Annotated in this window: 14 protein-coding genes; 4 read left to right on the top strand and 10 right to left on the bottom strand. The window is 63.8% G+C overall.

Annotated elements, in window-relative coordinates:
• Positions 1-400: 400 nt before the first annotated feature.
• Positions 401-1,483 (bottom strand): type II asparaginase, encoded by a 1,083-nt coding sequence (locus tag CLU86_RS20960; protein ID WP_099742977.1) that lies wholly within the window; start codon positions 1,481-1,483, stop codon positions 401-403.
• A gap of 209 nt (positions 1,484-1,692) precedes the next feature.
• On the opposite strand from CLU86_RS20960, the gene CLU86_RS20955 reads away from it, so the two are divergent.
• The gene (locus tag CLU86_RS20955; protein ID WP_099742976.1) at positions 1,693-2,610 is read left to right on the top strand and encodes a LysR family transcriptional regulator; all 918 of its coding nucleotides are present in this window, start codon (positions 1,693-1,695) and stop codon (positions 2,608-2,610) included.
• A 93-nt stretch (positions 2,611-2,703) separates the two neighbouring features.
• On the opposite strand, the gene fabB is transcribed toward CLU86_RS20955, so the two are convergent.
• From fabB to CLU86_RS20910, 9 genes are all read right to left on the bottom strand, one after another.
• Positions 2,704-3,924: a beta-ketoacyl-ACP synthase I gene (gene fabB, locus CLU86_RS20950; RefSeq protein ID WP_099742975.1), complete on the bottom strand. Its 1,221-nt coding sequence runs from the start codon at positions 3,922-3,924 to the stop codon at positions 2,704-2,706.
• Positions 3,921-4,442, bottom strand: a complete 522-nt coding sequence (gene fabA / locus CLU86_RS20945) for a 3-hydroxyacyl-[acyl-carrier-protein] dehydratase FabA (RefSeq protein WP_099657795.1) — start codon at positions 4,440-4,442, stop codon at positions 3,921-3,923. Before fabA ends, fabB begins: the two co-directional genes overlap by 4 nt.
• A 238-nt stretch (positions 4,443-4,680) precedes the next feature.
• Positions 4,681-6,354 (bottom strand): apolipoprotein N-acyltransferase, encoded by a 1,674-nt coding sequence (gene lnt / locus CLU86_RS20940; protein WP_233195142.1) that lies wholly within the window; start codon positions 6,352-6,354, stop codon positions 4,681-4,683.
• A 14-nt stretch (positions 6,355-6,368) separates the two neighbouring features.
• On the bottom strand, positions 6,369-7,247 hold the full coding sequence (locus tag CLU86_RS20935; protein WP_099742973.1) for an HlyC/CorC family transporter: 879 nt from the start codon (positions 7,245-7,247) through the stop codon (positions 6,369-6,371).
• A 209-nt stretch (positions 7,248-7,456) separates the two neighbouring features.
• The gene (locus CLU86_RS20930; protein WP_099657792.1) at positions 7,457-8,188 is read right to left on the bottom strand and encodes a GNAT family N-acetyltransferase; all 732 of its coding nucleotides are present in this window, start codon (positions 8,186-8,188) and stop codon (positions 7,457-7,459) included.
• Between the two features lie 165 nt (positions 8,189-8,353).
• Complete coding sequence (locus CLU86_RS20925; RefSeq protein ID WP_099742972.1) at positions 8,354-9,286, bottom strand: hypothetical protein; 933 nt, start codon at positions 9,284-9,286, stop codon at positions 8,354-8,356.
• Positions 9,286-10,116 (bottom strand): hypothetical protein, encoded by an 831-nt coding sequence (locus CLU86_RS20920; RefSeq protein WP_099657790.1) that lies wholly within the window; start codon positions 10,114-10,116, stop codon positions 9,286-9,288. The genes CLU86_RS20925 and CLU86_RS20920 overlap by 1 nt, the downstream gene beginning before the upstream one ends.
• Entirely contained in the window at positions 10,113-10,994 is an 882-nt protein-coding gene (locus tag CLU86_RS20915) for an ABC transporter ATP-binding protein (protein WP_099742971.1), read from the bottom strand. Before CLU86_RS20915 ends, CLU86_RS20920 begins: the two co-directional genes overlap by 4 nt.
• A gap of 147 nt (positions 10,995-11,141) precedes the next feature.
• Positions 11,142-11,624, bottom strand: coding sequence for an Lrp/AsnC family transcriptional regulator (locus tag CLU86_RS20910; RefSeq protein ID WP_099657788.1), 483 nt, complete (start codon positions 11,622-11,624; stop codon positions 11,142-11,144).
• A gap of 229 nt (positions 11,625-11,853) precedes the next feature.
• Between CLU86_RS20910 and hppD the strand changes: the two genes are divergently transcribed.
• The 3 genes from hppD (at position 11,854) to phhA (ending at position 14,925) form a co-directional block, all read left to right on the top strand.
• Entirely contained in the window at positions 11,854-12,987 is a 1,134-nt protein-coding gene (hppD, locus tag CLU86_RS20905; protein WP_099742970.1) for a 4-hydroxyphenylpyruvate dioxygenase, read from the top strand.
• A 61-nt stretch (positions 12,988-13,048) separates the two neighbouring features.
• Positions 13,049-14,017, top strand: a complete 969-nt coding sequence (locus CLU86_RS20900) for a tripartite tricarboxylate transporter substrate binding protein (RefSeq protein ID WP_099742969.1) — start codon at positions 13,049-13,051, stop codon at positions 14,015-14,017.
• A gap of 65 nt (positions 14,018-14,082) precedes the next feature.
• A complete protein-coding gene (gene phhA, locus CLU86_RS20895; RefSeq protein ID WP_099743744.1) occupies positions 14,083-14,925 on the top strand; it encodes a phenylalanine 4-monooxygenase in 843 nt (280 codons plus the stop codon).
• Positions 14,926-14,931 lie beyond the last annotated feature (6 nt).

Below are 14,931 nucleotides of genomic sequence, written 5' to 3'. Positions count from 1 at the left end.
GAAAGAATGAAAAGGCGGGTCGACCAGCGCACTGCGCTCAAAGCACAGCACCCCGGCCGCCGGTGCAACCCCTGATTTTACGGCGCAGCCAGCCCGGCCACCGATTGACGCGCCGACAGTACGCGCCCATGAAAAAAGGCCGGTGCTCTTTTGGAGCCCCAGCCTTCCCAACCAGTCACGCCAGCCGTAAGCCGTTGCGCACCAGTGACCACCGTTGCGGGCAGCCTGTCGGCGCACATTGGGTGCGCCAAGTCTCGTTCCAAATGTCGCCTGCAGCTTTCATCGCCAGAAGACGCATCCACAGGGCGCGTCTTCAAGCCAGCGCACCCGTGGAGCTGGCTTTTCCAGGCCACCGGGTGCGTCCCCCTCAGGGGGAAGGCGCGAAGCGACTCAGGGGGGATCAATACTCCCAGAAAATGCGCTGCAGTTCCTTGCTGTCACGGGTCTTGGTCAAAGCGACCATGGCCAGGATGCGGGCCTTCTGGGGGCGCAGGTCGTGGGCCACCACCCAGTCGTACTTGTCATCGGGCTGCTCGGCATTGCGCAGCACAAAGCCATCGGGCACGCGGGCCGAGCGGATGATCTGCACGCCCTGGCCACGCAGGGTCTTGAGCGATTCCACGGCCTGGGCCGCCACCGAGCCGTTGCCCGTGCCAGCGTGGATCAGCGCCTTGACGCCTGCCTTGCCGTAAGCCTCGATACCCGTGGTGTTCATGTTGCCGTAGCCGTACACGATGTCCACAGCGGGCAGGGCCTTGATGTCGTCGATGTTGAATTCAGACTGCGCGGTGTGGCGCTTGACGGGGGCACGGAACCAGTAGTTCTTGCCCTCCACCACCATGCCCAGTGGGCCCCATTGGCTCTTGAAGGCTTCGGTCTTGATGTTGATGGTTTTGCTCACATCGCGGCCGCTCTGGATTTCGTCGTTCATGGTGACCAGCACGCCCTTGCCAGCGGCGTCCTTGCTGGCCGCCACGCTCACAGCGTCGTACAGGTTCAGCGTGCCGTCGGCCGACAGGGCCGTGCCAGGGCGCATGGAGCCCACCACCACGATGGGCTTGGTAGTGCGCACCACCAGGTTCAAGAAGTACGCAGTTTCTTCCAGCGTGTCGGTGCCGTGGGTGATGACGATGCCGTCCACATCGGCCTGCTTGGCCAGGGCCGAGACGCGCTGGCCGAGCTTGAGCAGGTGCTCGTTGGTGAAGCTTTCAGAGGCGATCTGGAACACTTGCTCGCCCGACACCTTGGCCACGTTGGCCAGCTCTGGCAGGCCTGCCAGCAGCTTGTCCACCGGCACCTTGGCGGCGGCGTAGGTCGCGCTGTTGGCGGCCGAGGCGCCTGCACCCGCAATGGTGCCGCCCGTGGCCAGCACCACCACATGGGGCTGGGCTGCCTGGGCCATGGCGGCTGCAGACAGGGCCGAGAGCACCACACCCGCAAACCAGCGGCGGGTGATGGACGAGGACGAAGAAGAAATGTGCATGAAAAAGTCTCCAGATGATTTTGCGGGGCCCGCCGGTTGCGGCTTCGGCCCCTTGCCCGTCTTGTAGAACGGTGCCGCATCCTATGAGAAACCCACACACAGTGAAGTGGAATAATTAACCCAACCCTGTGAGTTGAATTCACATCCATCTAGACGCCTGCAGCACGCCATACCCAAGATGGCGGCGGGCCCACCGCACCGAGCGCGCCATGAACCTGCGACAGCTGGAAGTCTTTCAAGCCGTTTTACAAACCGGCAACATGAGCGCGGCCGCCCGCCTGCTGTGCATCACCCCGTCGGCCGTCAGCAAGGCCGTGGCGCACACCGAGCTGCAGCTGGGCTACCGGCTGTTTCTGCGCACGCCATCGGGTCTCACGCCCACCCCTGAAGCGCAGGTGCTGGCGACCGAGTCCACGGGCATCTACCGCCAGCTGGACGCGCTCAAACGCACCGCGCGCAACCTGGCGGCCAGCGACTCGGGCGATGTGCGGCTGGCCGCGATCCCCTCCATCACGCACGAATTCTTGCCACGCCTGCTGCAACACCACGCCCAGCAGCACCCCCAGGTCGGCGTGGAGGTGCGGACACTGCACCAGGACCAGATGACGCAGGCTTTGCTCACGCGCAGCGTGGACTTTGGGCTGGGGTTCTACAAACACCCGCACCCACAGGTGGCCAGCGACCTGCTGGTGAGTGGGCGGCTGTACCTGGCCGTGGCCGCCACGGTGTGGGGGCAGGCCCCGCGCACCGCCAGCCCCGGCGCCCGGCTGGCCCAGGTGCCGGTGATCCGGCTGGTGGGTGACGACCCCATGCGCCAGTCCATTGACGAGATTGCGCAGCGGCTGGGCTCCCCGGCCGGGCCGGGCATCCAGGTGCAGACCTCGCGCCTGGCGCTGGAGCTGGTGCGCCGGGGCATGGGCTGGACGGTGGTGGACTTTTTGACCGCCACGGGGCTGGACCCCGCGCAGATGGTGGCGCTGGAGCTGCACGAGCTGGCCCCCATGTCGCTGTACAGCTACCACGCCAGGTCGTCCCCGCCCAGCCTGCCAGCCACCCGCATGCTGGCCATGCTGCCGCACTTGCTGCACGAGGCGCTGCATGGCAACGGCAAACCGGCCAGGCGCTGACGCCCCCGGGTGCAGGGCATCAAAAAAGCCTGCGTGTCCAAAGACAGGCAGGCCGTGCGCGACGGCAGCGCGGGGCGCTGCGTCAGGGGGCGTTCAAGCCTCCAAGCGACGCAGCACCAGGCTGGCGTTGGTGCCGCCGAAGCCGAAGCTGTTGGACAGCACAGTGGTCAGCTGCGCATCGCGCGTTTGCCTCACCAGGGGCATGTCGCCCAGGGCAGGGTCGGGCGTTTCCACATTGGCCGAACCGGCGATGAAACCCTGGTTCAGCATGATCACGCAGTAAATCGCCTCTTGCACGCCCGTGGCGCCCAGCGAGTGGCCGGTGAGCGACTTGGTGGACGAGAACGGGGGCACCTTGTCGCCAAACAGGGCACGCATGGCGCGCACTTCCTGCATGTCACCCACCGGGGTGGAGGTGCCGTGGGTGTTGATGTAGTCGATGGGGGTGTTCAGCCCTTCCATGGCCTGCTGCATGCAGGCAATGGCGCCGTCGCCCGAGGGGGCCACCATGTCTTCGCCATCGCTGGTGGCACCAAAGCCCACCACTTCGGCCAGGATGTGGGCGCCACGGGCCAGAGCGTGCTCCAGGCTTTCCAGCACCACGGCGCCGCCGCCGCCTGCGATCACAAAACCATCGCGGTTCGCGTCGTAGGCGCGCGAGGCTTGCTCGGGCGTCTCGTTGTACTTGCTGGACATGGCGCCCATGCCGTCAAACAGCAGCGACATGCCCCAGGACAGTTCTTCACCACCACCGGCAAACATCACGTCCTGCACACCCCAGGCGATCTGCTGTGCCGCAGCGCCGATGCAGTGCGCCGAGGTGGAGCAAGCCGAGGTGATGGAGTAGTTGATGCCCTTGACCTTGAAGTTGGTGGCCAGGCAGGCGGACACGGTGGAGCTCATGCAGCGCGTGACCTGGTACGGCCCCACGCGGCGGATGCCCTTTTCGCGCAGCGTGTCGGCCGCTTCGATCTGGTTGGCGGGCGAGCCGCCGCCCGAGCCCATGATGAGGCCGGTGCGGGGGTGGCTGACCTGCTCGGGCGTCAGGCCCGCTTGTTGGATCGCGTCTTCCAGGGCGATCTGAGCGTAGGCCGCCGCATCGCCCATGAAGCGCAGTTGCTTGCGGTCGATGCGCGCTTCGATATCGATCTCCGGCGCGCCGCCCACCTGGCTGCGCAGGCCCAGTTCCTTGAACTTTTCCACGGCCTTGATGCCGCTCTTGCCCGCACGCAGCGAGGCTTCTACCGTGGCCAGGTCGTTACCAATGCACGAGACGATGCCCGCGCCGGTGATGACTACGCGCTTTTTGGTCATGCTGCGTCCTTGCCTTCTTCCTCGCGCTTGAACAAGCCCACACGCAGGTCGTTGGCTACATAAATTTCTTTGCCATCGGCCAGCAAACGGGCATCGCCAATGGCCATGACCAGCTTGCGCTTGATGACGCGCTTGATGTCGATTTCGTAGGTGACCAGCTTCACGTCTGGGCCCACTTCGCCGGTGAACTTGACCTCGCCCGCACCCAATGCGCGGCCACGGCCGGGCAGTTGCAGCCAGGTCAGGTAAAAACCGATGAGTTGCCACATGGCATCCAGGCCCAGGCAGCCGGGCATGACAGGGTCACCCTGAAAGTGGCAGGCGAAAAACCACAGGTCGGGCTTGACGTCCAGTTCCGCGCGGATCTTTCCCAAACCGTGCGCGCCCCCATCGCTGTCGATGTGCGTGATGCGATCAAACATCAGCATGGGTGGCAGCGGCAGGCGCCCGCTGTCAGCGCCGAACAGCCGGCCCTCGCCCGAGGCGATCAGTTGTTCGTAGGAAAAGGAATCTGCCATGTTCAGTCGTGCTCCAGAACGGCGGCTTGGCCGCCTCAAATCATCGTTCGTGCAACCTTCACCCCTGGTTGCGGGCCTCTATTATCAAGGCTTGGCATGTCCGCCGGACGGGATACACCCTGATTGCGCTCGGGGCTCCCTTTCGCAACATGACCTGGATCAAGCCAGCGCACGCCCAAGGCACGGCCCGTGGGGAGGTTTCAGCACCGCCCGCTTCAGGCCAAAGTCGGTCGGCGGCTCACTCCATACCAAACGGCAGGTGCCTGGAATACGCCCCAGGCGCCGGGCCGCGCCGACGTGCCACCCACGCCACACACACCACCAGCAGGCCCGCGCACCACAGGGGCCACAGCCCCCAGCGCGACGCCCACCATGCAAAGGGGGTGACGCCGCCATCGGCCGACACGCCCTGCCCACGTCCCTGTACCTCGGCGCGCAGCACCCCACGGGTGTGACGCTCCAGCTGGTGGGTGACCACGCCCCGGTGGTCAATGATGGCCGTGGCGCCGGTGTTGGTGGCGCGCACCATGGGGCGCTCCAGTTCCAGGGTGCGCATGCGGCTGATCTGCAGGTGCTGGTCAATGGCCAGCGTGTTGCCAAACCAGCCAATGTTGCTGAAGTTGACCATCACCGTGGGTGCCTGGGCTGGGTCGGCAAAGCGCGCGGCCAGCTCTTCGCCAAACAAGTCTTCGTAGCAAATGTTGGGGGCAATGCGCTGCCCCGCCCATTCAAACGAGGCCTGGCCCACCGTGCCCCGGTTGAAATCCCCCAGCGGTATGTTGAGCATGGCCGTGAACCACTTGAACAGCGGCGGAATGAATTCACCAAAGGGCACCAGGTGGTGCTTGCTGTAGGTGTAGACGGGCTCGGCCGCCCCGCCACTGGGCATGCCGGGCATGCCGGGCATGCTGGACGGGCTGGAGGGGCGCCAGCCCAGCACCGAGTTGGTGTAGCCCGCACGGGCATTGCCCAGGGGTATGCCCACCAAAGCGGCCTGAGCGCCCTCGGTGTACCGGGCCTGCAGCCCTTCCAGATAGCCCGGAATCAGCTGCTGCGGCAGCAGCGGTATCGCCGTCTCAGGGGCCACGACCAGCGTGGCCGTCTCGCTGCGCAACTGCTGCGCGTACCACTGCAGCGCCAGCGGCACACCGCTGCCTTCCTCAAATTTTTCGTCTTGCGGGATATTGCCCTGCAGCAGGGCCAGTGACAGCGGTGGCGCCGGGGCCCGCGACGGGGTGTAACACAGCTCTACCGCACAGTGGCGCTGCAAGGCCGCCCAGCCGCCAACCGCCACCACAGCCAAGACGGCCACCCAGGTGGACCAACGGCGCAGATCCGACCCGCGGCACTGCACGCACGCCATGGCCAGCCCTGCGGACACCGCCCCCACCCCATACACCCCCACCCAGCGGGGCAGCGACGCCAGCGGCCCCTGCACATGGGCATAGCCCCCTGCGCCCCACGGAAAGCCCGTGAACCAGGTGCCACGCACCAGCTCCGCCAGCAGCCAAAGCGCTGCAAAAAGCATAGCTTCCAGCGCTTTATTGGCGGGCGCTAGCGTGCAAAAAAACCATAAAGCCGCCGCATAGTACAGCGCCAGGAACGCCGCCAAGGCCAGCACAGCGGCCACGGCCAGCGGAGCAGCCAGCCCGCCATAGGTATGCAAGGAAATGAACAGCCACCAGAAGGTGCCGCACAACCAGGCCAGGGCAAACGAAAAACCCAGCCAGGCCCCCTGCCGCCCGCTGGGGCGCAGGTGGTGCAGCAGCCCTGCCAACACCAGCATCGACAGCCACTGCAGCCACCACACAGGCTCGCCCGTGCCGGGCCAGGCGAGCGATGCGGCCTGGGCCAGACCGGCCAAGGCAGATAGCCCCGTGGCAGCCACCATCGCAGGGCGGCTGCGCGACATCAACGCCCGGGCCATCAATGTTCGGCAGCGCCAGGCGCTTCCACCCGCGACACCTTGAACCAGCGCACCGCGCCACCCTTGGTGTGCAGCACAACAAAATGCAGCCCGCACAGTTGCAGGTGTTCGCCGCGCTTGGGCACGCGGCCCATTTCGTGGGCGATCAGGCCGCCAATGGTGTCAAATGCGTCCACGGGCTCGCTGCCCTGGATGTGAACGCCAAAGGCTTCAGACACCCGCTCGATGGGGGTGTCGCCGCTCACGCGGTAGGTCTTGTCGGCCAGGCCAAAGATGTCGCCCGAGTCTTCGGCAATGTCGAATTCATCCTCGATCTCGCCCACGATCTGTTCAAGCACATCTTCAATGGTGACCAGCCCGGCCACGCGGCCAAACTCGTCGATCACGATGGCCAGGTGGTTGCGGTTGCCGCGAAACTCGCGCAGCAGGTCGTTCAGGCCCTTGCTCTCGGGCACAAACACGGCGGGCCGCAGCAAGGCGCGGATATTGAGTTCTGGCGCCCGCTGCAGCTTGAGCAGGTCTTTGGCCATGAGGATGCCAATGATGTTCTCCCGCCCACCCTGGAACACCGGAAAGCGCGAGTGGGCCGTGTCGATCACCGAGCGCAGCAGCACGTCGGGCGGCTCGTCGATATCCACCATGTCCATGCGGGGTGAGGCCACCATGACATCGCTGGCGGTCATGTCGGCCATGCGAATCACTCGCTCAATCATCACGCGCGAGTCGGCGCCGATGACTTGGTTGTCCTCGGCCTCCGCCAGGGTCTCAATGAGTTCTTCTGCAGAGTCAGGGCCGGGGTGTATGAACTCGGCCACCTTTTGCAGAAAAGTGCGCTTGTCTTCCTTTTCGGGCAAACGCCCAGGGTGCGGGTCAGACACTGTCGTGGATTGCAGGACTTGCAGTAGTGGTGAACAGAGCCCAAGGATAGCGGATTGCGTTGACAAGGCAACGACGCAGCGCAGGGCGGCTGCTCACACAAGACTCAGGGGCACGGTGTGGGCGCGTTATGGCGCAGCAGGTGCGCGGCGCCCAGGAAATCGCAGGGCAGTGCGGCCCATTTGGCCGAAAGCCCTGCCCATGTCAGCGCTTACTCAGCCGACTGGTGACGTGCGTGCTGCACACCCCGGCGCACTTCCTGCACGCCGGACAGAAAATCCCAGAACTGCTTGGCTTGCTTTTTGAACTGATAGTCCACCTCGGCAAACTGCTGCTCCACCATCTCGGCCACGCGGGTGTCAAAGCTGGCAGGCTGGATGTGCAGGTAGGCCTCGGATTCGGAGCCATCGCGCTGCACGGTGGCACCGGCTTTGCGGGCGATCTTGAGCATGGCCGTGTTTTCAGACAGGGCGTGGATGAACACCATGTTCACGCCTTCGTTGCGGGCGTGCATGACAGCACGCTCGAACAGGCGGGCACCAAAGCCCCGGCCACGGGCCTGCTTGAGTACGGAAACACCGAACTCTGCGCAGTGCTTGTGCTGGGGATGCTCGGAGAAAGCCAGGTGGGCCATGGCAACCAGCTCCAGGCGGCGGTTGTAGATGCCAAAAATTTCGTCGCGGCTGAAGTCGAGTTGCTCGGCGTAGCGGCGGATTTGCTCGTCATTGGCGGCGTAGCCAAAACGCAGGTAACGGTCTGCGGGCTCCAGCTTGAGCAAGTGGGCGGTAATGCGCTCGCGGTACGAAGGGCCCAGCGAGCGGATAGGAACCATCAAGGGCGTGGAAGGCATGCCTGCCTCCTTGGAAGAATGACTGTTTCGGGTGCGCAGCATGCCGGTGCTGGCGTGCCAGGATGCCTTGAGCAGGGCTTTGGTTGCGATCATGGGGTGAACTTTAAGGGTTTTCCCTGATTTTTTCCAGCAGTTTTGCTGCAACGCAGCAAAATAGAGCCACTACCCCAGACCTCCGGCACCTGCCAAGTGCACCCAAACTGCCTCATGGTCGCTGCCAACGCAGCCAAATCACCTTACCCGGGGGCCCCCAGGCTTTCAAGACAGGGGTTTCCAGTACAGCGCCTGCCGAACCGACGGCTTCGACACGATGGGCTGAGCCTGCGCACATGCAGAATCGCCCGGCAAAGGCTGAGCCCCCGCCTCCAGCACCGGCTGAGCACCGGGCAGCAAGACCTGGGCACGGTCCACAGACACCCCCACCCCATGCCCTATGAGCAGGCTCAGGCGTTGCAGCCCCGCCGAATGGGTCAGCGCCACGCTGCCCGTGTCGGCACTCACCACCACATCACGCATGGAAGAGGCATCCACGCGCAGCGCTACTTTGCGCTCTGAAGGGCGTACCGGTTCACAGCCTGGTATTTCGGGCTCAGCACGACCACCTTGGAGCGTAGTGCAGTCGCGGCAATCCGCCTGGGCCGCACGCAAATCGAGCGACGCCACATTGCCACTGACCCGCACGGCCACACCATCCACTCGCAGCCGAGCGAGGGGCTCTGCGGAATGGATGTCGGCCTCGGCCACCACCAGATGACGGAACTGCGATGGCACCGTGACAGAATTCAGCCGCAGCCAGCGCCTGCGCTGCCCAGGGGTCTGCGTCGCAGGCTCCCGGGCCTCAATGATGACCAGGGTGTTGCCTTCACGGAACACGCTCGGTTGGAGCGCGCCATCACCTGCATCAGTGGCCGTCAGCCCAGAGGTGTAGGCGTGTACCTGAATACCTTGGCCAACCCCCACTTGGACATCGACCGAATGCCGATAGCCCCTGCCATCGGCGCCCTGCACAATCTGCAAGCGGGTCAGGCCTGCAATGTCCTGAGCATCCAGCACAAAGGCGGGGTCTGACCGATAGCGTGGCTTGAGCACCTTGAGGCCCGTCAACCCCAAACCACCCCAAAAGAGCAGCAAGGCGGCCATGAAAATCCAGGGGCCTCGGCGGCGACGGCCCTGTGCCGTGGTGAAGGCCATCACAGCAGCTCTTTCTCTTGCAGGTTGACATACACCAGGCCCCACAGCAGGCCCGGCACCACGATCCACACCAAAGCATTGAGCCCATGCAGCCAGGGCGTGAACACCTCGGCTTCCAAGCTCCACCATACGGACAAGGATTCCGTGCGGGCCCCCGTCACCACCGTCCATAGCACCGTCAGCACAAACAGCGCAAACCCCACCACCAGTGCCTTGAGCATGCCCGCCTTGCGAAAGTACAGCGTGCCCGCCAAGACAAACGCCTGACTCGCCCACAGTGCCATCCACAACCCCATCTGGGCGCGCAGCGAGATCACCGCGTGCTCTCCACCGTGCGGCCACCACGGCACAAACAAAAAGTACTTGTCCAGCGACACCACCCCTTCGCTGAGCAGGGGCCGCACAAACACCACCAGTTGCAGCACGGGCCAGGACATCAGCAAAAACAGGGCGCTGTAGGCCAGCGGGTAAAACACCGCCACCACCAGCACGCACAAGGCCCACTTCTCCAGCACCGATGCCGGCCGCATCAGGATGAGCAAGGCCGACTCGCGCTGCGCAATGCCATCAAAGTACCGGCCTGCAAACACATAGCCCGTGAGGAAAAGCCCTGAAAAATAAAACGCAGCCTGGACTTCTGCATCGAAGGCCTTGAAGCTGGACACACCCAGCGTCAACAGCAGCAGCACCGCATACAAAATGGCCAGCACCAGCAGGTAGCCCAGGTAGTGGCGGCGCTGCTCTGCCCAATGGGCCAGCGCCAGGCATTCAAAACGCTGCCAGTTCCACGCCTGCGTGGATGGCGGTGTCGACGGTGTGTCTTGGCTCATGCGAGGGCTCCTTCTGCGGTGCGTGCACCATCCGCCGTGGCCAGGGCTTGCAGCATGGCGTCCCGGTTCAAACTCAAGGCTTTGTACAAAAGCTCCAGTTGCAAGGCACCTTCCTCTGGCACCCCCGCCACGCGCCGGGCCACATAGGCCACCTGTGCGCCCAAGGCCTCCTGGTACAAAAGGCCGTCCGTCGGCAAGGCCTGCGCAGTGGCCGCCACCCCCATGGTCAGGCGCTCAGCCAATTCGTCCATGCGGGCGGCCAGGGCCAGCCGTCCCTGGTCGATGAACCAGATATGGCTCAGGATGCTCTCGAGGTCGTGCGCCTGGTGGGTGCTGATCATGACCACGCGCTGTGCCTGCTCAGGCCGCCGCATCAACTCACGAAACTGCCCCCGGCCCACGATGTCCAGACCGTTGGTCGGTTCGTCCATCAACAGCAACGGGGTCTGGGTGGCCAGGGCAAAGGCAATGGCGGCCTTCTTCTTCTGGCCCAGGCTCATGGCCTCAAACCGGCTGTCCACCGGCACATCCAGCACCTGCAAGTAATCGCTGAACAGAGCGTGCGAAAACCGGGGGTAAAAGCTGCCGTGGGTGCGCGCCAGCTGGGCGGCAGTCAGGTTGGGCAGATGAAACTCCTCGGGCACGATGTAGACCGAGGCCAGAAACTCCGCCGCACGTTGCCGGGGCTGAAAACCCAGCACCCGTACGCGCCCCTGCCAGGGCGTGAGCAAGCCACACAGCAGCCGCAACAAGGTGGACTTTCCGCTGCCGTTGCGGCCAAACACGCCATAAATACCCGGCTGCCCAATCTGGGCTGAAAAATCGGCATACAGCGCTGCCCGGCCATAGCCGTAGTGCAGGCCTTCTATCTGGATCATGTCCGCCTCCCGCCCGTCCTGCGGGCTGGCGGATTATGTCTGCGCACCAGGGCGCCTTATGCAGCCGCATGCGCCTGACGGCCATGCATTGCGCGCTTGTCGTGACTTTGGTCACGCTCTGCGCAAGATACGCAACATCGGCTTTTGCTAGACCGGTACAGCGGTCGTGGCCTTCACGCTGTCCAGCACAAAACTGGTCTTGCAGTCTTGCACGCTGGGGTGCTTGAGCAGGGTGTCCATGATGAAGCGGCTGTAGTGCGCCATGTCCTGCACCACCACCCGCAGCAAATAGTCCATCTCCCCGGTCAGCGAAGAGCACTCCACAACCTCTGGCCAGGTCTGCACGCTGGCGCGAAACAGGTCCATGGGGTTGCGCTTGTGGCTCTCGGTGTGCTTTTCCAGGCGCACATTCAGGTAGGCGATCAGCCCCAGCCCCACCGCCTCGGGCTTGACCAGGGCTACGTAGCGGTCAATCACCCCAGCCTCTTCCAGCCGCTTGACGCGGCGCAGCACCGCGCTGGGCGAGAGGCCAATCTGGGCGCCAATGTCGTCGTAAGTGGCGCGCCCATTGATTTGAAGGATGCGAAGGACAGCACTGTCCAGGCGATCCAGCGTGTGTGCTGCAGTCATGCCCGGGATTATGAAAGCGGCGGATCGACGCCACAGCGCAAACCAGCACACAAACATCATGGTTAACCCTGAATGCGCACAAAACCTGCGCCCAATGCAAAAACACAGATTTTTCTTGCAACTCACTCGGGGCACTTTCTCCAAACGCTGTTTTATTGATCTGGGTGGCTTCTAAAGTGGACTCCACCGTGGCAGCTGGCCACACGTCCCTCACAACGGAGCCCCAACCATGAACGCAGCATTGCCCCAACAGGCCGCCCAGGCCACCGCCGCCTGGGAGAACCCCATGGGCACCGACGGCTTTGAATTCATCGAATTCGCCGCCCCCGATCCCCAAGCCATGGGCAAGGTGTTTGAGGGCATGGGCTTCAAGCCCGTGGCCCGGCACCGCCACAAGGCGGTCACCCTGTACCGCCAGGGAGAGATCAACTTCATCATCAATGCCGAGCCCGACAGCTTTGCCCAGCGCTTTGCGCGCCTGCATGGCCCCAGCGTCTGCGCCATTGCGTTTCGCGTGCACGATGCCAAAGCCGCCTATGAACGCGCACTGGGCCTGGGAGCCTGGGGCTACGCTGGCACCGCAGGCCCGGGCGAGCTGAACATCCCCGCCATCAAGGGCGTGGGTGACAGCCTGATTTATCTGGTGGACCGCTGGCGCGGCAAGAACGGCGCCAAGCCGGGCGACATTGGCAACATCGGCTTTTTTGACGTGGACTTCGAGCCCCTGCCTGGCGTCTCGGCCGACGATGCACTGAACCCCAAGGGCCACGGCCTGACCTACATCGACCACCTCACACACAACGTGCACCGGGGCCGCATGACCGAGTGGGCCGACTTTTACGAGCGCGTGTTCAACTTCCGCGAGATCAAATACTTCGACATCGAAGGCCAGGTCACCGGCGTCAAGAGCAAGGCCATGACCAGCCCCTGCGGCAAGATCCGCATCCCGATCAATGAGGAAGGCAAGGAAAAGGCCGGCCAGATCCAGGAATACCTGGACATGTACAAAGGCGAAGGCATCCAGCACATCGCCATGGGATCGGACGACCTGTATGGCACCGTGGACGCCCTGCGCACCAGCGGTGTGCGCCTGCTCGACACCATCGACACGTACTACGAGCTGGTGGACAAGCGCATCCCCGGCCACGGCGAGCCACTGCAGGCCCTCAAGGACCGCAAGATCCTGGTGGATGGCGTGGCGGGCAAATTGCTGCTGCAAATCTTCAGCGAGAACCAGTTGGGCCCGATCTTCTTCGAGTTCATCCAGCGCAAGGGGGACGACGGTTTTGGCAACGGCAATTTCAAGGCGCTGTTCGAGTCCATCGAGCTGGACCAAATGCGCAGGGGTGTGCTGACCAAATAGCACGCCTGCGGAAACAGACCGTTACCTATACTGAGCAGCATTCGCATCCGGAGAAACCCACATGCTGCTTCGTTCCCTCTTCATTGGCGCACTGCTGTGCGGCGGTGCCACGCTTGCGTTGGCACAAAACCCCGGCGCACCGCTGACCATTGTGGTGCCTTACCCTGCGGGAGGCCCGCTGGACACCGCTGCCCGCCTGCTGGCAGACGGTGCCAAAGCCCAACTGGGCGCCATTGCAGTGGAGAACAAGCCCGGCGCAGGTGGCAACACCGGCGCAGAGCTGGTAGCCAAGTCACCCAAGGGCAGCAACCAGCTGCTCATGGGCGCTGTTGCCACCCATGCCGTCAACCCCTGGCTGTACAAAAGCTTCCCCTACAACCCGATCAAGGACTTCAAGCCGCTGGTGCTCGTGGCGCGCACACCCAATGTGCTGGTGATGAATGCAGAGCAAGCCAAAAAACTCGGCATCAACACCACCGCCGATCTGGTGCAGTACCTTAAGAAGAACCCGGACCAGCTCAAGTACGGCTCTGGCGGCAACGGCAGCATCGGCCACATTGCGGCAGAAATGTTCAAGTCGCTGACCAACACCAAGATGGGCCACACCCCCTTCCAAGGGTCTGCCCCCGCCTTGGCGGCGCTGACTTCGGGGCAGGTGGGCCTGGTGTTTGACAACCTGGCATCGGCCCTGCCCCACATCCAATCGGGCAAGTTCAAGGCCCTGGGGGTCACCACCCTCAGCCGCGACAAGGCGCTGCCGGACGTGCCCAGCATCAACGACTCGGTGCAAGGCTTCAATGTGTCGACCTGGTTTGGGCTGTTTGCACCCGCCAGTCTGCCTGACGCCGACGCTCGCCGTTATGCCAACGCATTCACTGCAGTGATGCAGTCGGCGCCGGGCAAGGCAGGCCTGCAAAAGATGGGGATTTCGCCAGAAGAGCTGAGCCTGGACGGTTTTTCGCAGTTCGTGAAGTCTGAGTACAACAAGTACGAGTTCTTGATCAAGGCCGCAAAAATCAAAATCAATTAGCCGCCAAAGGTCGGGCGCACGCGGCCCGCAGAGTGAACAGGGCCTGGGCGGCACAGGAGCAAACCATGGGACAACCCCCTGTCGTCTACGGCCAATCCACCCGCCCACCCCGTGGCGACTACTCTCGCGCAGACGAGGGCTACACCTGCGCGCAAAACCACGCGGCCTACACCGCTGCCGACCACGACACCTACCGGCGCCTTTACGAACGCCAATGCGCCCTGTTACCCAGCCTGGCCAGCGATGCCTTCATAGAGGCCCTGCCCTCGCTGGGCGTGAAGGACCACATTCCGCGCTTTGAAGAAATCAACGACCGCCTGTACCGCGCCACACGCTGGGAAATTGTGGCCGTGCCGGGGCTGATCCCTGAGGTGCCCTTCTTCACGCTGCTGGCCAACCGCAAGTTCCCTGTCACCGACTGGATTCGCAAGCCTGAAGAGTTTGACTACATCGTCGAGCCCGACATCTTCCACGACCTGTTTGGCCATGTGCCCTTGCTCTTCAACCCCGTGTTTGCCGACTACGTGCAACGCTACGGCCAGGGCGGGCTCAAGGCCCAGGGGCTGGGGGCGTGCGAGATGCTCAGCCGCCTGTACTGGTACACGATCGAGTTTGGGCTGATCCGCCAGACCAACGGCCTGCGGGCTTACGGTGCAGGCATTCTCAGCTCGTCGGGCGAGCTGCCCTATGCCGTGCAAAGCCCTGAACCACAACGCCTGCCGCTACAGCTGCAGCGCACCATGCGCACGCGCTACAAGATCGACACCTACCAGCAGACCTACTTCGTGATCGACAGCTTTGAGCAGCTGTTTGACATGACCGCAGCGGACTTCACCCCCCTGTACGAGCAATTGCACGGCTTGCCGGAGTTTGCGGCCGACGAGCGCGAAGCCGCCGTGCCAGCCTGAAACCTG

It is taken from the genome of Acidovorax sp. 62 (assembly GCF_002754495.1).
Lineage (GTDB): Bacteria > Pseudomonadota > Gammaproteobacteria > Burkholderiales > Burkholderiaceae_C > Acidovorax.
Note: the sequence above shows the minus strand (reverse complement) of the source record. Positions and strands in the feature narration are given on the sequence as shown.